This window comes from Klebsiella sp. HMSC16A12, assembly GCF_001808265.1.
GTDB classification, from domain to species: Bacteria; Pseudomonadota; Gammaproteobacteria; order Enterobacterales; family Enterobacteriaceae; genus Klebsiella; species Klebsiella pneumoniae.
Map to the genome: position 1 here is coordinate 14,615 of NZ_KV792642.1, position 15,323 is coordinate 29,937.

Below are 15,323 nucleotides of genomic sequence, written 5' to 3' on the forward strand. Positions count from 1 at the left end.
GCAAATTCGGAATTAATATTTCCCGCGCCCGGCCAACTGTGGTTGAAATAGACCCAGGCGATTCGCTTCCCGACAGAGGAGAAAACGAAAGTGGCATTGTGGCAACGGTTAACGGGCTGGCTGGCTTTTTTGTCCAACGGTGAAGCCGGACAGCAGGATACCCAGCGCGTCATGGAGGCGATCCTGCCGGTAGCCAGCCTCTACGGCGTGGACATTGGCAACGTGGAAACCCGGTGGTTCCGTCATGATAAGACATACTGAGCGACGCAGGACGCGAGAAGCCTACTGGAACGAGGTGTGCTTTGTGTAGCAAGAGACTGCCTGAGGTTGCGGCCTTGCAGGAGGCGCCGCCGCAGCCCAGGCAGTTTTGACCATGCCTATCCCCCCAGATACATCCGCTTAATTTCCGGATTAGTCAGCATCTCCCGCGCCGCGCCTGACAAGGTGATCCGGCCATTCTCCAGGACATACGCCCGATCGGCGATCGCCAGCGCGGCCGTCGCATTCTGCTCCACCAGCAGCACCGTCATATTCTCTTCGCGCAGTTGCTTAATGATGCCGAACAGCTCGCCGACAATTTTCGGCGCCAGTCCGAGGCTCGGTTCATCCAGCATCAATAACACCGGCTCGCTCATCAGCGCCCGGGCGATGGCCAGCATCTGCTGCTCGCCGCCGCTCATGGTGCCCGCCATCTGATGGCGCCGCTCCTTGAGCCGCGGAAAGAGGGCGTACATGCGATCGCGCAGGCGGGCGTAGCCGGCGAGATTATTGTAAGCGCCCATGCGCAGGTTCTCTTCGATGGTCAGGTTGGTAAAGACGCGCCGTCCCTCCGGCACCAGCGCCAGCCCGCGACGCACGATCTGGTGGGTCTGGCTGCGTGAGATATCGTCGTTGAGGAAGCTGACGCGCCCACTGGAGCGCACCAGGTTGACGATCCCGTTCAGGGTGGAGGTTTTACCGGCGCCATTGCTGCCGATCAGGGTGACGATTTCCCGGTCATAGACGTCGATATCGACGCCCTTCAGACCCTGGATCACGCCGTAAAAGACCTTCAGTTCCCGGGCGTTAAGCATAATTGGCTTCTCCCAGATAAGCGGAAATGACGTCCGGATGCTGGATCGCCTCGGCCATCAGGCCGCTGAACAACGGCTTACCGTACTCCAGAACCATCACCCGCTCGCACAGGCGGTTGACGAAGGGCATATCGTGCTCGATTAACAGGACGCTTAGCTGATAGTCATGGCGCATGCGGAAGATCAGCTCCGCCAGATCCTCGGTCTCCTTCGGGTTCATCCCGGCGGCCGGCTCATCGAGCAGGAGCAGCTTCGGCGCGGTGGCCAGCGCGCGGGCGATCTCCACTTTGCGCTGGTTGCCATAGCTTAGGTTTGTGGCCTGCATATGGGCGAAGTGGGCGATGCCGATATCCTCCAGGATGGCCATCGCTTTGGCTTTCGCCGCCCGCTCGGCCGGAAAGTAGCGACCAATATGCAGGGCCGCCTCCAGCAGCGAGTAGCGGCTGGCGCGGTCGAGCCCGACCATCACGTTCTCCAGCACCGTCATGGAGTTAAACAGGCGGATATTCTGGAAGGTGCGGGCGATCCCGGCGTTCACCACCTGGTTGGGCTTCAGCCCCTTCAGCGACGTGCCCGCCAGGGTGACGCTGCCGCTGGTGGGTTTATAGTTGGCGGTAATGACGTTAAACAGGGTCGTTTTGCCCGCGCCGTTAGGGCCGATAAGGCCAAAGATCTCCGACTCGTCAACATGGAAGCTGACGTTGTCGATGGCCCGCAGGCCGCCGAACTGCATGGTGACGTCCTGCACCTGCAGGATAACGTTATTTTCCGCCATAGCTGCTGTTCCTTCTTCCCATCTGCCAAATCTCTTTTTTCCCCAGCAGCCCCTCGCGGGCGAAGAGCATGATAATCAGCAACAGCAGGGAGAAGACCACCATTCGCAGGCCCGGGTACGCGCCGAGATCGTGACCGAAGAACTGCAGCGGCTGATCGAGGAAGCGCAGCCACTCGCCGCTGCCGACCACCAGCACGGTGCCGAGCAGGGCGCCGGTGGTGCTGCCGAGCCCGCCGAGGACGATAATAATCAGCAGCTGGAAGGTGAGCATAAAGTCGAACAGTCCCGGGGAAATGGTGGTCAGCAGGGAAGCCAGCAGACCGCCGCCGATCCCTTCGAAGAAGGCGCTGGTGGCGAAGGCGCAGGTTTTAATGCGGAAGGTGTTGACCCCCATAGCGATCGCCGCATCTTCATCGTCGCGAATAGCTTTCATCATCCGGCCATACTTCGACCACACCAGCTGGAGGATCATGCCGGTGGCCAGCAGGGCGAACAGTCCGCACCAGAACAGGAGATGCGGCTGCTGCGGAATATCGTTCAGCCCGATGGCGCCGTTGGTGATTTGCGGGTTGTTAATGGCGAGGATCTTGATGATAAACCCAAAGCCGAGGGTGACAATGGCCAGGTAGTCGCCACGTACCCGGAAGACCGGCACGGCGAGGCACACCGCCAGCGCCGCCGCGCACAGGCCGCTTATCAGCAGGGCAGGGAGGAAGCCCGCGTGCAGGCTGAGGATCCACGGGCTGGGGGCGGCCATTTCAAACATGTCTACCTTGCTGTCGCTGGAGAGGATCAGCAGGGCGGTGACGTAGGCGCCCACCGCCACGAAGCCGTTCGGCTCCAGCGACAGCTGGCCGGTCACGCCGTTGATCAGGTTGTAGCTGACCGCGAGGATCATAAAGATAAAAATGGTGCTGATGACACGAACAATGTAGTCATTGAAAACCACGTTGATTCCGGCCAGCAGCGCGATACAGATGACAATAATGGCCAGGTTGCGCAGCTGCGCCCCGGCGGTCGTCGTCGCGTTGAGCATCAGAAACGGCTCCTTTCCAGACGTTCGTCGCCCATAATGCCGACCGGGCGGAACAAGAGGACCAGAATCAAGAACAGGAAGGCGAAAGCGTCTTTATAGCCGCCCAGTTCGGGGAAGATCGCCACGGCGACCACCTCGGTAAAACCGAGGATAAAGCCGCCCAGCACCGCGCCGGTGACGCTGCCGATCCCGCCCAGCACGACGGCGGCGAAGGCCTTCAGGCCGATAAGCACGCCCATCAGGGGATCGATCGTCGGGTAGCTGATGGAGTAGAACACGCCGCCGAGCGCCGCGAGACTACTGCCGAGGGCGAAGACCAGGGAGATGATCCGGTTGGCGTCAATGCCCATCAGGCGCACGGTGTTGACGTCAAAGGCCACCGCGCGGATCGCCATCCCATAGCGGGTGCGGTACAGAAGCCAGAGGATCGCCAGCAGCAGCAGGACGGTGATCAGCGGCACAATCCACGCCACGTTGGTAATGATGACGCTGCCGAAGGCCCGGGTCTGGTTGAAAAAGTCAGGGGCGGAGAAGAAGCGCGAGCTGCCGCCAAACAGTACGTTAAACAGGTTTTCGAGAAAGAAGCTGACGCCGATGGCGGTGATCAGCATGGAGATTTTCGAGGCCTGACGCAGCGGACGATAGGCGACCCGGTCAATCAGCATACCAAACAGGCCGCACAGCCCGAGGGTCAGGAAAACGGCTACCCCGAAGGGTAGCCCAACCGAAGAAAATAAAAACAGCGTACTAAACGCGCCGACCATCATCACGTCCGCATGGGCGAAGTTGATCAGCCGCAGCACGCCATAAACCATCGTATAACCGATGGCAATCAGGGCGTACATGCCCCCAAGACTCATTCCATTGACCACTTGCTGGAGAAAAATGGCGCCGTCCATTTTGTAGCCTCGTCACAACTTAAGGGTTAACCACGGTACGAAACGCCAGCTTGCCATCTTTCACTTCGTTGATGACCGCGCTGCGAATGGCGTCGCCGTTCTGTAACGTCAGCGTGCCGGTCACGCCCTGGAAATCTTTGGTGGCGCGGATTTTTTCATTTACGCAGACCCGATCGTGGGGATCGCTGCACTGGTTCATGGCGTTGACGATGACGTTATAGGCGTCCGCCGCCATTGCGCCCCAGGTATGGGTCGGCTGCTGGTATTTGGCTTCCCAGGCTTTGATGAAGGTTTCCCCCGCCGGGGTCTGCTCTTTGGCGTTCGGCGAGTAGTAATCGGTGGTCATATAGCCGTTGACCGCGTCTTTACCGACATCGAAGAAGACCTGATCCGCGGCCAGACCGTCGCCGCCCACCACCGGTTTGTTGAGCCCCAGTTGTTTAGACTGCACGGCAATCAGCGCCCCTTCGGTGTAGTAGATCGGCATGTAAATCATGTCGACATTCTTCGCCTTGACGCTCGCCAGCTGGGCTTTAAAGTCCTTGCTGCCGCCCGGGGCCTGGACCTCGATGGGAATGGTGCCGCCGTTTTTCAGGAACTGGGTGCGGAACGCTTTCGCCAGGCCGACGGAGTAGTCGTTGCTGCTGTCAAACACGATGGCGGCGGTTTTGGCTTTCAGATCGCGGGAGGCCAGATTGGCCCCGACCACCCCCTGGAAGCTGTCCGAGAAGCAGACCCGGCTGACGTAGGGATGGTTGCGGGTGACGCGGTCGTTGGTGGCGGTGGAGGAGACCAGCGGCGTTTTGCTGTCGTCGGCGATTTTGGTCATCGCCAGGGTGTTGGAGGAGGTGACTTCCCCGATCACGGCATCCACTTTATCGCTGGAGACCAGGCGCTGCATGGCGTTGGCCGCTTCGACTTTGTCGCTTTTATCATCGATAACGATAAGCTTGATGGTATCGCCATTTTTTAACGTTGGGGTGATGGCCTGAATAATGTCCAGCCCTTTCTGCGACGGCTGACCATAGCCGCTGAGGGCGCCGCTCAGGGGTAATACCACCCCGATTTTAATTTCCGCTGCCTGCGCGCTGCTGGCGCCGACCAGCGCGGCAACCAGCGTGGCCATTAAAGACGCTTTCCCGGAAAACGATTTCATTGGTATTTCTCCGTCGGTCGATTATTTATCTTTAACCATCAATGACTGCATAACATTGAGGAATAATGCGCCAGCGTATCCGGCGAATTATTGGCTGTTATGTTGAATAGATAACGAGATATATACCCTAAATAATTCGAGTCGCATGAAGGCGGCAAGTAAGCGAGTCCCCAGACGCTTACAGAAGTAAGTGACTGGGGGAGAGAACGCAGCCAACGCACATGCAACTTGAAGTATGACGGGTATTTTTAATGCGCTGATTTACCTTACAACGTCCGTTTCGTTTTTACTCATGCAATATTCTTATTACCTGCAGGGAAGGGCATAAGGCTGGCGACAACACGGTTTTTGGTACGGTGAAAGCATTTTGCCGGGGGGCGACTGGCGCCTTACCCGGCCTGAAAAATACGCCATATAAACCGCTGGCACGGCTTCCGTAGACCCGTACCAGCGAAGCGCCGCCGGGCAATTTCAGCGCGCGGCGGAATATAAAGTCAGGTGCACAAGATAATATTAAAAATCTATTCTGCTGCTCGCGTGACTTATTATTTTAAAGGGGGCAACGGTTTTATTTTACCATGCAGCGCCGGATTATCGCTTTCATCTTTCAGACCCACCCCGGTAAGCCGGCGCAAAAAAGCCTGCTCCAGCAGCCAGGCCAGTTTAAAGGCGGCGGCGTCATGGCTTAATCCCTCCGGCCGAATATTGGAGATACAGTTGCGCTCAGACTCCAGGCGCTGACGATGAGGCTGCCAGGTGAGGTAGACGCCGAGGCTGTCCGGCGAGGAGAGACCCGGTCGTTCGCCAATCAGGATCGCCACCGCGCGGGCTTTCAGGGTTTCGCCAATATCATCTCCCAGCGCTACCCGCGACTGATGCGCCAGCACCACCGGCGCCAGGCCGATACCCAGCGTCTGCAGATAGGGCAGCAGGGCGCGGATCAACGGCACCGCCTGGCGCTCTACAGCCCAGGAAGAGAGGCCGTCGCCGATCACCAGCAGCAGGTCGGCGGGGCGGACGCCGCTGGCGGCGAGGTCGGCGCGACTCTCGTCGGCGAGCTGCCGCCCGAGATCCGGGCGCCGCAGATAGGTATGACGGTCCGGCGCGGCGCTGTGCACCGTCAGGGCGTCGAGGCCGAGCGCCGCCAGCGGCGCCACCAATTGTTGGCTGGCGAACGGCTGATGAATGGCATCCCGCGCTCTGGCATGGGCCAGACCAAAGTTGAGGACTTCGCGGGTCGGCAGACTGGCGCCGCTGCGCCCCAGGGCGATCCGCGCATCGGTAAATTCACGCAGCGGGTTCCAGGCATCGGGACGGTTCATACGGAGGCTCCTTGCGGCAGGACGGACAGCAGCGGATGGCGGGCGTCGGTGAGCCGCAGCGCGCCGTGCGGATCGATAATCTGCATCTTCGCCAGCCAGTCGGCGAACTCCGGGGCATGCTTTAAGCCCAGCAGACGACGGGCGTACAGCGCGTCATGGAACGAGGTGCTCTGGTAATTGAGCATGATATCGTCCGCTCCGGGCACGCCGATCAGGAAGGTGAGCCCGGCGGCGCACAGCAAGGTCAGCAGGGTGTCCATATCATCCTGATCCGCTTCCGCGTGGTTGGTATAGCAGACGTCGCAGCCGATCGGCAGGCCCATCAGCTTGCCGCAAAAATGATCCTCCAGCCCGGCGCGAATAATCTGCTTGCCGTCGTAGAGATACTCCGGACCGATAAAGCCGACCACCGTATTGACCAGCAGCGGTTCAAAGTGGCGGGCGACGGCGTAGGCCCGCGCCTCACAGGTTTGCTGATCGACGCCGTGGTGGGCGTTGGCCGACAGGCAGCTCCCCTGGCCGGTCTCAAAATACATCACATTGTTGCCGAGGGTACCGCGCCTGAGGCTCAGGGCCGCCTCGCGGGCCTCCTGCAGCATGGCAAGGTTGATGCCGAAGCCGCTGTTGGCCGCTTCGGTTCCCGCCACCGACTGAAACACCAGATCCACCGGCGCGCCGCGCTCAATCAGCTGCAGCGTATTGGTCACATGGGTCAGAATGCAGGACTGGGTAGGGATAGCGAAGCGCTGAATAATATCGTCCAGCATGACGTTCAGCTGCGCCAGCACCGGTAAGCTGTCGCTGGCCGGGTTGATGCCGATCACCGCGTCCCCGGCGCCGTACAGCAGCCCGTCGAGCATACTGGCGGCGATGCCTTTCAGGTCGTCGGTGGGATGGTTGGGCTGCAGGCGTACGCTGAGGTGGCCGGGCAGGCCGATGGTGTTGCGAAAGCGCGTCACCACCTGGCATTTGCTGGCGGCAAGGATCAGATCCTGATTGCGCATCAGCTTACTGACCGCCGCCGCCATCTCCGGGGTGATGGCGCGGGCGACCCGCTGCAGCGTGGCGGTATCGGTAGCATCATCCAGCAGCCAGTCGCGAAAATCGCCGACCGTCAGGTGACGCAGGGCGGCAAAGCCCTGCGCATCATGGGTGTCGAGGATCAGGCGAGTCACTTCGTCCTGCTCGTAAGGGATAAGCGGGTTGTCGAGAATGTCGGTCAGCGGCACCTCGGCGAGGGCCATTTTCGCCGCCATCCGCTCTTCGGCTGAGGTGGCGATAACCCCTGCGAGGGCGTCGCCGGAACGGGCCGGCGACGCTTTCGCCATCAGCGTTTTCAGACTATCAAAGCGCCATACCTGGCCCGATAGCGTGGTTTTATACATGCCGCCTCCTCAGGAGACCGTGCGCAGTTGAGGATCCACTGGCGCCCGTTCACGGGCCGCTGCGGTTTTGCGGAACCACAGGTAGCCGCCGAGCATCATCGCCGCGAAAATCAGCGCCAACAGCAGGTTATACCAGACCATCGCCACCAGGCAGAGCACCGCCATGCCGAGGGCAAAGGCCGGCGCCAGCGGGTAGAGCGGGGCGCGGAACGGACGAATCAGCTTCGGCTCGCTACGGCGCAGTTTGAACAGCGCCGCCATGGAAGTGATATACATAACAATAGCCCCAAATACCGACATGGTGACGATGCAGGCGGTCAGCGGCATGCCGCTGATGGTGATCAGCGAGTCGGAGAAGATCGCGGCGATCCCCACCACGCCCCCGGCAAGGATCGCCAGATGCGGGGTGCGGGTGCGGCGGTTGAGGGAGGCCAGCCCGGCGGGCAGATAGCCGGCGCGGGCGAGGGAGTAGATCTGCCGCGAGTAGCCCATAATGATGCCGTGGAAGGAGGCGACGAGGCCAAACAGCCCCAGCCACACCAGCATATGCAGCCAGCCGCTGCCGTTGCCCACCACCGTCTTCATCGCCTGGGGCAGCGGATCGTTAATATTGGACAGCGCGCGCCAGTCGCCGACGCCGCCGGCGAAGACCATCACGCCGATCGCCAGCACCGTCAGCGTCAGAATGCCGCCGCCCAGGGCGCGGGGAATGGTGCGCTGCGGATCTTTGGCCTCTTCGGCCGCCATGGAGGCCCCCTCAATGGCGAGGAAGAACCAGATGGCGAACGGAATGGCGGCGAACATCCCCGGCAGCGCCAGGCCGCTGAAGCTGTCCGCGCCCGCCCAGCCGTTAGTGGTGAAGTGGCTCCAGGAGAAGCCGGGGGCGACCACGCCCATGAACACCAGCAGCTCGAAGATGGCCAGCAGGGTGACGATCAGCTCGAAGGTGGCGGCGATGCCGACGCCGAGAATATTGAGCGTCATAAAGATCACGTAGGCGCCGCAGGCGACCCATTTCGGATCCAGCGCCGGAAACTGCACGTTGAGGTAGGCCCCGATGGCCATGGCGATGGCCGGCGGGGCGAAGATGAATTCAATCAGGGTGGCAAAACCAGCGATAAAGCCGCCGGTGGGCCCGAAGGCGCGGTAGGCGTAGGCGAAAGGGCCGCCAGCGTGCGGGATGGCGGTGGTCAGCTCGGTAAAGCTGAAAATAAAGGCGCAGTACATCGCGGCGACCGCCAGGGCGACGACCATAAACCCCATCGTGCCCGCCTGCGACCAGCCGTAGCTCCAGCCGAAGTACTCCCCGGATATCACCAGTCCGACGGCGATCCCCCATAAACGAAAACTGCCGAGCGTTCTTTTTAAGGTGGTGGTGTGCTCTGTCATACGTATTGCCTCGCCAGATAGAAAGGTGCTGAACGACAGGCTGCAAAGAGAGTGCCAGAACGTTGTCTGCCGCGATAAGGCGTCAGTCCGTGGCGCGCCCGCTGGCGCTGCGCAAAAATGGGGCAGGCTGCACGCTGTCGGCGCGCGCCCTGGTGCAGCGGCTTTGCTTTTTCAGCGGCGGCACGGTATAACACTTCTTCTTTTGGATGTTTAGATGTCTATACGTTTATACGCATCATGACCCGGGCAAGCGGGCTGGCGTGAGAAAATAAAATGCAAAGCACAACACAACAACAAGGTGGGCAGCTGAAGCGCACCATGAAAACGCGCCATCTGATCATGCTGTCGCTCGGCGGCGTGATTGGCACCGGCTTATTCTTTAATACCGGCTATATCATCTCCACCACCGGCGCGGCCGGGACGCTGCTGGCGTATCTGATTGGCGCCCTGGTGGTCTGGCTGGTGATGCAGTGCCTTGGGGAACTGTCGGTGGCGATGCCAGAGACCGGCGCCTTCCACGTTTACGCGGCGCGCTATCTTGGCCCGGCGACGGGCTATACCGTGGCGTGGCTCTACTGGCTAACGTGGACGGTGGCGCTGGGGTCGAGCTTCACCGCGGCGGGATTCTGCATGCAGTACTGGTTCCCGCAGGTGCCGGTCTGGATCTGGTGCGTGGTGTTCTGCGCAGTGATCTTCGGCCTTAACATCATTTCGACGCGCTTCTTCGTCGAAGGCGAGTTCTGGTTCTCGCTGGTGAAAGTGATCACCATCGTCGCGTTTATTATTCTCGGCGGCGCGGCCATTTTCGGCATCATTCCGATGCAGGATGGCTCCCCGGCGCCGGGCCTGCGCAATATCACCGCCGAAGGCTGGTTCCCGCACGGCGGCCTGCCGATCCTGATGACCATGGTGGCGGTGAACTTCGCCTTCTCCGGGACGGAGCTTATCGGCATTGCCGCCGGAGAGACGGAAAACCCGCATAAGGTTATTCCGGTTGCCATCCGCACCACCATCGCCCGGCTGATTATTTTCTTTATCGGCACCGTGTTTGTGCTGGCGGCGCTGATCCCGATGCAGCAGGCGGGAGTGGAGAAAAGCCCCTTCGTGCTGGTGTTTGAGAAGGTGGGCATCCCTTATGCGGCGGACATGTTCAACTTCGTGATCCTGACGGCGATCCTGTCGGCGGCTAACTCCGGCCTGTACGCTTCCGGGCGGATGCTGTGGTCGCTGTCGAACGAGAAGACGCTGCCGGCCTGCTTTGCCAAAGTCAATAAACGGGGCGTGCCGGTGACCGCCCTGTCGGTGAGTATGCTGGGCGGCGTGCTGGCGCTGTTCTCCAGCGTGGTGGCGCCAGATACGGTGTTTGTCGCGCTGTCGGCGATCTCCGGTTTTGCGGTGGTGGCGGTGTGGTTGAGCATCTGCGCCTCGCACTTTATGTTCCGCCGCCGCCATCTGCAGCAGGGTAAGGCTCTGAGCGATCTGCAGTATCGCGCTCCCTGGTATCCGGTGGTGCCCGTTCTGGGCTTTGTGCTGTGCCTGGTGGCCTGCGTGGGCCTCGCTTTTGACCCGAGCCAGAGAATTGCGCTGTGGTGCGGGATCCCCTTTGTGGCCCTGTGCTATGGTGCCTGGTATCTTACTCGTTCACGGAATATGACTCAGGAGCCCCAACATGTCGCAGACTAATCCGTTTACCGCCCTGCTTGCCGCCCAGCCTTTCGTGCTACTGGACGGCGCCATGGCCACCGAGCTGGAGGCCCGCGGCTGCGATCTGGCCGACAGCCTGTGGTCGGCGAAAGTGCTGCTGGAGAACCCGCAGCTGATCCGCGATGTGCATCTCGACTACTTTCGCGCCGGGGCGCAGGTGGCGATCACCGCCAGCTATCAGGCCACTCCGGCGGGCTTTGCCGCGCGCGGGCTGGATGAGGCGCAGTCCCGGGCGCTAATCGGCAAAAGCGTCGAGCTGGCGCGCAAAGCGCGCGAGGCGTACCTCGCCGAGAACCCGCAGGCCGGTACGCTGCTGGTGGCCGGTTCGGTGGGGCCGTATGGCGCGTTTCTCGCCGACGGCTCGGAGTATCGCGGCGATTATCAGCGCAGCGCGGCAGAGTTCCAGGCCTTCCACCGCCCGCGCGTCGAAGCGCTGCTGGATGCCGGCGCCGACCTGCTGGCCTGTGAAACCCTGCCGTCATTCGCTGAGATCCAGGCCCTGGCGGCCCTGCTGCAGGAGTATCCCCGCGCCCGCGCCTGGTACTCCTTCACGCTGCGCGACGCCGAACATCTCAGCGACGGCACGCCGCTGCGCGAGGTGATGGCCGCCCTGGCGGATAACCCGCAGGTGGTGGCGGTGGGGATCAACTGTATCGCCCTGGAAAATACGCCCGCGGCGCTGGCGCATTTGCACAGCCTGACGGCCCTGCCGCTGGTGGTCTATCCTAATTCCGGCGAACATTATGATGCGGTGAGCAAGACCTGGCACCATCATGGCGAAGCCTGCGCCAGCCTGGCGGATTATCTGCCGCAGTGGCTGGCGGCCGGGGCGAAGCTGATCGGCGGCTGCTGCCGCACCACGCCGAAGGACATCGCCGCGCTTAACGCGAAGCGCTAAGTTTTTTGCCGGGTGGCGCTGCGCTTACCCGGCCTACATATTGTGCGAAACGGATGCTGGGTAAGGCGTAGCCGCCGCCCGGCGCCAACCATCTGCCACTAACTCACCGCACAAAACCAACTATCCTTTCCCGCTTTTGTTCTAAAAACGATTCGCTATTAGCCAGAATTTTTAATTACTTCATCTCCATCCTGATGCCGGAAATACTGCACCTATAACAACTCAGGGGAAGCAGACATTATGGCATTCACATCGCGAATTACTCTTCTGGCGGCGCTGGCTGTCGCCGCCTTCCAGGCGCAGGCGGTCAACGTTACCGTGGCGTATCAAACCTCCGCTGAGCCGGCGAAAGTCGCCCAGGCGGACAACACCTTCGCCAAAACCAGCGGGGCGACCGTCGACTGGCGGGAATTTGACAGCGGCGCCAGCGTGGTACGCGCCCTGGCCTCCGGCGATGTGCAGATCGGCAATATTGGCTCCAGCCCGTTGGCGGTGGCCGCCAGCCAGCAGGTGCCGATTGAAGTGTTCCTGCTTGCCTCAAAGCTCGGCAACTCCGAAGCGCTGGTGGTGAAGAAAAGCATTACCAAACCGGAAGATCTGATCGGCAAGCGCATCGCCGTGCCGTTTATCTCCACCACCCACTACAGCCTGCTGTCGGCGCTCAAACACTGGGGCATCAAGCCGGGCCAGGTACAGATTATTAACCTGCAGCCGCCGGCGATTATCGCCGCCTGGCAGCGCGGGGATATCGATGGCGCTTACGTCTGGGCGCCAGCGGTTAACGAACTGGAAAAAGAGGGCAAGGTGCTGACCGATTCTTCTCAGGTTGGGGAGTGGGGCGCGCCGACCCTTGACGTCTGGGTGGTCCGTAAGGACTTCGCCGAGCAGCATCCGGAGATCGTCAAAGCGTTTGCTAAAAGCGCCATCGACGCCCAGCAGCCCTACATCGCCAACCCGGAGGCATGGCTGAAACAGCCGGACAACATCAGCAAGCTGGCGCGCCTGAGCGGCGTGCCGGAAGCCGATGTCCCCGGGCTGGTGAAGGGCAATACCTATCTCACCGCCGCTGAGCAGGCGCAGGCGCTGAACGGGCCGGTCAATCAGGCCATCGTCGATACCGCGCGCTTCCTGAAAGAGCAGGGCAAAGTGCCTGCGGCGGGAACCGATTATCGTCAGTACGTTACTGACCGCTTTGTGAAGTAAAGGAGGCGGCGATGCTGCAAATCTCGCATCTTTCCGCTGACTACGGCGGTAAACCGGCGCTGGCGGATATCAACCTGACGCTGGAGAGTGGGGAGCTGTTGGTGGTGCTGGGGCCTTCGGGCTGCGGTAAAACTACCCTGCTGAACCTGATTGCCGGATTCGTGCCCTATCAGCACGGCAGCATCACCCTCGAAGGTCAGCGGGTGACCGGGCCGGGCGCAGAGCGCGGGGTGGTCTTCCAGAACGAAGGTCTGCTGCCGTGGCGCAATGTGCAGGATAACGTGGCGCTGGGCCTCCAGCTGGCGGGCGTGGATAAAGCGCAGCGCCGGCAAGCGGCGGCGCAGATGCTGAAGAAGGTGGGGCTCGAAGGGGCGGAAAAGCGCTTTATCTGGCAACTGTCCGGCGGTCAACGCCAGCGGGTGGGCATCGCCCGGGCGCTGGCGGCGAATCCGCAGCTGTTGCTGCTTGACGAGCCCTTCGGCGCGCTTGACGCCTTTACCCGCGAGCAGATGCAGACGCTGCTGCTGAAACTGTGGCATGAGACCGGCAAACAGGTGCTGCTGATCACCCATGATATTGAAGAGGCCATCTTCATGGCGACCGAGCTGGTGCTGCTGTCGCCGGGGCCGGGACGGGTGGTGGAGAGGCTGCCGCTTGATTTCAGCCGTCGCTTTGTTGCGGGCGAATCCTGCCGCAGCATCAAATCCGACCCGCGCTTTATTGAACAGCGGGAATACATTCTGAGCCGGGTGTTTGACCAACGGGAGGCTTTCTCATGAGCGTGGTACTGAACGACAAACCGCGTCAGTCGACGCTGAAGTGGCGCTGGCCGCTCTCCCGTGAGCTCACCCTCAGCGTGGCGACCCTGGCGGTGCTGCTGGCCGTCTGGTGGGCGGTCGCGGCGCTGCAGCTGATTAGCCCGCTGTTTCTGCCGCCGCCGGGCCAGGTGCTGCAGAAGCTTATCACCATCGCCGGGCCGCAGGGCTTTATGGATGCGACGCTCTGGCAGCACCTGGCGGCGAGCCTGACGCGGATCGTTATCGCCCTGCTGGCGGCAGTGCTTATTGGCGTACCGGTGGGGATCGCCATGGGGCTCAACTCGACGGTGCGCGGGATCCTCGACCCGCTGATCGAACTCTATCGTCCGGTGCCGCCGCTGGCCTACCTACCGCTGATGGTGATCTGGTTTGGCATCGGTGAAACCTCGAAGATCCTGCTGATCTACCTGGCGATTTTCGCGCCGGTAGCCATGTCGGCGCTGGCAGGGGTAAAAAGCGCGCAGCAGGTGCGGATTCGCGCCGCTCGTTCGCTTGGCGCCAGCCGGGCGCAGGTGCTGTGGCTGGTGATCCTGCCCGGCGCGCTGCCGGAGATCCTCACCGGGCTGCGCATTGGTCTCGGGGTGGGCTGGTCAACGCTGGTGGCCGCTGAGCTGATCGCCGCCACCCGCGGATTAGGATTTATGGTGCAGTCTGCCGGCGAGTTTCTCGCCACCGATGTGGTGCTGGCGGGGATCGCGGTGATTGCCATTATCGCCTTTTTACTGGAACTGGGTCTGCGCGCGCTGCAGCGGCGCCTGACGCCCTGGCATGGAGAAGTACAATGAGTGAACGTCTGAGCATTACCCCGCTGGGGCCCTATATTGGCGCGCAGGTGAGCGGGGCGGATTTAACCCGTCCGCTGAGCGACAACCAGTTTGAACAGCTGTATCACGCGGTGCTGCGTCATCAGGTGGTATTCCTGCGCGAGCAGAATATCACCCCGGCGCAACAGCGCGACCTGGCGCTGCGGTTTGGCGACCTGCATATCCATCCGGTCTACCCTCACGCCCCAGGGGTGGAGGAGATTATCGTCCTCGATACCCACAACGATAATCCGCCGGATAATGACAACTGGCATACCGATGTCACCTTTATCGACACGCCGCCCGCCGGCGCCATTCTGGCGGCGAAAGAGCTGCCGACGACCGGCGGGGACACCCTGTGGACCAGCGGCATCGCCGCATGGGAAGCGCTGTCAGAACCCTTCCGGCAGCTGCTGAGCGGCCTGCATGCCGAACACGATTTCCGCAAATCGTTCCAGGAGTATAAGTACAACAAGACCGAAGCCGAGCATCGGCGCTGGCAGGAAGCGGTGGCGAAGCATCCGCCGCTGCTGCATCCGGTAGTGCGTACCCACCCGGTGACCGGCAAGCAGGCGCTGTTCGTTAATGAAGGCTTTACCACGCGAATTGTCGAGGTGAGTGAGAAAGAGAGCGCAGCGCTGCTGAACTTCCTGTTTGCTCATGTCACTAAACCGGAGTTTCAGGTGCGCTGGCGCTGGCAGCCGAACGATGTCGCTATCTGGGATAACCGGGTGACCCAGCATTACGCCAACGCCGACTATCTGCCGCAGCGGCGGATCATGCACCGGGCGACGATCCTCGGCGATAAGCCGTATTACCGGGCGGGGTAAGGCTTGTAGCCGGTTAAGGCATCAGCCGCGAG

At 61.4% G+C, this 15,323-nt stretch carries 17 protein-coding genes; 9 read left to right on the forward strand and 8 right to left on the reverse strand.

Annotated features, from left to right (window positions below; genetic code table 11):
• Positions 1-90: 90 nt before the first annotated feature.
• A complete protein-coding gene (locus tag HMPREF3140_RS28450) occupies positions 91-261 on the forward strand; it encodes a hypothetical protein (RefSeq protein WP_002890108.1) in 171 nt (56 codons plus the stop codon).
• Positions 262-377: 116 nt separating this feature from the next.
• Here the strand turns inward: HMPREF3140_RS28450 and HMPREF3140_RS21785 are convergent, their stop codons facing one another.
• From HMPREF3140_RS21785 to HMPREF3140_RS21805, 5 genes are read right to left on the reverse strand one after another with little or no spacing between them, the layout of a single operon-like run.
• The gene (locus tag HMPREF3140_RS21785; protein WP_002890126.1) at positions 378-1,073 is read right to left on the reverse strand and encodes an ABC transporter ATP-binding protein; all 696 of its coding nucleotides are present in this window, start codon (positions 1,071-1,073) and stop codon (positions 378-380) included.
• Positions 1,066-1,848: an ABC transporter ATP-binding protein gene (locus HMPREF3140_RS21790; RefSeq protein ID WP_004183132.1), complete on the reverse strand. Its 783-nt coding sequence runs from the start codon at positions 1,846-1,848 to the stop codon at positions 1,066-1,068. Before HMPREF3140_RS21790 ends, HMPREF3140_RS21785 begins: the two co-directional genes overlap by 8 nt.
• Positions 1,835-2,884: a branched-chain amino acid ABC transporter permease gene (locus HMPREF3140_RS21795; protein ID WP_008805324.1), complete on the reverse strand. Its 1,050-nt coding sequence runs from the start codon at positions 2,882-2,884 to the stop codon at positions 1,835-1,837. The genes HMPREF3140_RS21790 and HMPREF3140_RS21795 overlap by 14 nt, the downstream gene beginning before the upstream one ends.
• On the reverse strand, positions 2,884-3,783 hold the full coding sequence (locus tag HMPREF3140_RS21800) for a branched-chain amino acid ABC transporter permease (protein WP_070553101.1): 900 nt from the start codon (positions 3,781-3,783) through the stop codon (positions 2,884-2,886). The genes HMPREF3140_RS21795 and HMPREF3140_RS21800 overlap by 1 nt, the downstream gene beginning before the upstream one ends.
• A 19-nt stretch (positions 3,784-3,802) precedes the next feature.
• Positions 3,803-4,909, reverse strand: a complete 1,107-nt coding sequence (locus HMPREF3140_RS21805) for an ABC transporter substrate-binding protein (RefSeq protein ID WP_004147267.1) — start codon at positions 4,907-4,909, stop codon at positions 3,803-3,805.
• Between HMPREF3140_RS21805 and HMPREF3140_RS28945 the strand changes: the two genes are divergently transcribed.
• Entirely contained in the window at positions 4,902-5,045 is a 144-nt protein-coding gene (locus tag HMPREF3140_RS28945) for a hypothetical protein (protein ID WP_004144596.1), read from the forward strand. The two genes, HMPREF3140_RS21805 and HMPREF3140_RS28945, sit on opposite strands and share 8 nt — an antisense overlap.
• Before the next feature lie 439 nt (positions 5,046-5,484).
• Here HMPREF3140_RS28945 and eutC read toward each other — a convergent pair whose 3' ends face one another.
• Genes eutC through eat form a run of 3 tightly spaced genes read right to left on the reverse strand, consistent with a single transcriptional unit; the run spans position 5,485 to position 9,035 of the window.
• Positions 5,485-6,261, reverse strand: coding sequence for an ethanolamine ammonia-lyase subunit EutC (gene eutC / locus HMPREF3140_RS21815; protein ID WP_021441260.1), 777 nt, complete (start codon positions 6,259-6,261; stop codon positions 5,485-5,487).
• Positions 6,258-7,646, reverse strand: a complete 1,389-nt coding sequence (locus HMPREF3140_RS21820; protein ID WP_004151352.1) for an ethanolamine ammonia-lyase subunit EutB — start codon at positions 7,644-7,646, stop codon at positions 6,258-6,260. The genes eutC and HMPREF3140_RS21820 overlap by 4 nt, the downstream gene beginning before the upstream one ends.
• Before the next feature lie 9 nt (positions 7,647-7,655).
• On the reverse strand, positions 7,656-9,035 hold the full coding sequence (gene eat, locus HMPREF3140_RS21825) for an ethanolamine permease (RefSeq protein ID WP_032410894.1): 1,380 nt from the start codon (positions 9,033-9,035) through the stop codon (positions 7,656-7,658).
• Positions 9,036-9,097: 62 nt separating this feature from the next.
• Between eat and HMPREF3140_RS28950 the strand changes: the two genes are divergently transcribed.
• The 7 genes from HMPREF3140_RS28950 (at position 9,098) to tauD (ending at position 15,291) form a co-directional block, all read left to right on the forward strand.
• Positions 9,098-9,226, forward strand: coding sequence for a hypothetical protein (locus HMPREF3140_RS28950; RefSeq protein ID WP_012737473.1), 129 nt, complete (start codon positions 9,098-9,100; stop codon positions 9,224-9,226).
• A gap of 82 nt (positions 9,227-9,308) precedes the next feature.
• A complete protein-coding gene (mmuP, locus tag HMPREF3140_RS21835; protein WP_070553102.1) occupies positions 9,309-10,718 on the forward strand; it encodes an S-methylmethionine permease in 1,410 nt (469 codons plus the stop codon).
• Positions 10,705-11,637: a homocysteine S-methyltransferase gene (gene mmuM, locus HMPREF3140_RS21840; protein ID WP_004144601.1), complete on the forward strand. Its 933-nt coding sequence runs from the start codon at positions 10,705-10,707 to the stop codon at positions 11,635-11,637. The genes mmuP and mmuM overlap by 14 nt, the downstream gene beginning before the upstream one ends.
• A 240-nt stretch (positions 11,638-11,877) precedes the next feature.
• On the forward strand, positions 11,878-12,840 hold the full coding sequence (gene tauA / locus HMPREF3140_RS21845) for a taurine ABC transporter substrate-binding protein (RefSeq protein ID WP_032410896.1): 963 nt from the start codon (positions 11,878-11,880) through the stop codon (positions 12,838-12,840).
• A gap of 11 nt (positions 12,841-12,851) precedes the next feature.
• The gene (gene tauB, locus HMPREF3140_RS21850) at positions 12,852-13,619 is read left to right on the forward strand and encodes a taurine ABC transporter ATP-binding subunit (RefSeq protein ID WP_004178719.1); all 768 of its coding nucleotides are present in this window, start codon (positions 12,852-12,854) and stop codon (positions 13,617-13,619) included.
• A complete protein-coding gene (gene tauC, locus HMPREF3140_RS21855; protein WP_002890196.1) occupies positions 13,616-14,443 on the forward strand; it encodes a taurine ABC transporter permease TauC in 828 nt (275 codons plus the stop codon). The genes tauB and tauC overlap by 4 nt, the downstream gene beginning before the upstream one ends.
• Positions 14,440-15,291: a taurine dioxygenase gene (tauD, locus tag HMPREF3140_RS21860; RefSeq protein WP_004147277.1), complete on the forward strand. Its 852-nt coding sequence runs from the start codon at positions 14,440-14,442 to the stop codon at positions 15,289-15,291. Before tauC ends, tauD begins: the two co-directional genes overlap by 4 nt.
• The last annotated feature ends 32 nt before the right edge of the window (positions 15,292-15,323 follow it).

What these genes read in the sequence shown, in the direction of transcription:
- eutC (WP_021441260.1), bottom strand. Translation starts at nt 6,261, where the DNA reads ATGAACCGTCCCGATGCCTGGAACCCGCTGCGTGAATTTACCGATGCG.
- tauD (WP_004147277.1), top strand. Translation starts at nt 14,440, where the DNA reads ATGAGTGAACGTCTGAGCATTACCCCGCTGGGGCCCTATATTGGCGCG.
- tauC (WP_002890196.1), top strand. Translation starts at nt 13,616, where the DNA reads ATGAGCGTGGTACTGAACGACAAACCGCGTCAGTCGACGCTGAAGTGG.
- tauA (WP_032410896.1), top strand. Translation starts at nt 11,878, where the DNA reads ATGGCATTCACATCGCGAATTACTCTTCTGGCGGCGCTGGCTGTCGCC.
- HMPREF3140_RS21820 (WP_004151352.1), bottom strand. Translation starts at nt 7,646, where the DNA reads ATGTATAAAACCACGCTATCGGGCCAGGTATGGCGCTTTGATAGTCTG.
- eat (WP_032410894.1), bottom strand. Translation starts at nt 9,035, where the DNA reads ATGACAGAGCACACCACCACCTTAAAAAGAACGCTCGGCAGTTTTCGT.
- HMPREF3140_RS21795 (WP_008805324.1), bottom strand. Translation starts at nt 2,884, where the DNA reads ATGCTCAACGCGACGACGACCGCCGGGGCGCAGCTGCGCAACCTGGCC.
- HMPREF3140_RS21790 (WP_004183132.1), bottom strand. Translation starts at nt 1,848, where the DNA reads ATGGCGGAAAATAACGTTATCCTGCAGGTGCAGGACGTCACCATGCAG.
- mmuP (WP_070553102.1), top strand. Translation starts at nt 9,309, where the DNA reads ATGCAAAGCACAACACAACAACAAGGTGGGCAGCTGAAGCGCACCATG.
- mmuM (WP_004144601.1), top strand. Translation starts at nt 10,705, where the DNA reads ATGTCGCAGACTAATCCGTTTACCGCCCTGCTTGCCGCCCAGCCTTTC.
- HMPREF3140_RS21805 (WP_004147267.1), bottom strand. Translation starts at nt 4,909, where the DNA reads ATGGCCACGCTGGTTGCCGCGCTGGTCGGCGCCAGCAGCGCGCAGGCA.
- HMPREF3140_RS21785 (WP_002890126.1), bottom strand. Translation starts at nt 1,073, where the DNA reads ATGCTTAACGCCCGGGAACTGAAGGTCTTTTACGGCGTGATCCAGGGT.
- tauB (WP_004178719.1), top strand. Translation starts at nt 12,852, where the DNA reads ATGCTGCAAATCTCGCATCTTTCCGCTGACTACGGCGGTAAACCGGCG.
- HMPREF3140_RS21800 (WP_070553101.1), bottom strand. Translation starts at nt 3,783, where the DNA reads ATGGACGGCGCCATTTTTCTCCAGCAAGTGGTCAATGGAATGAGTCTT.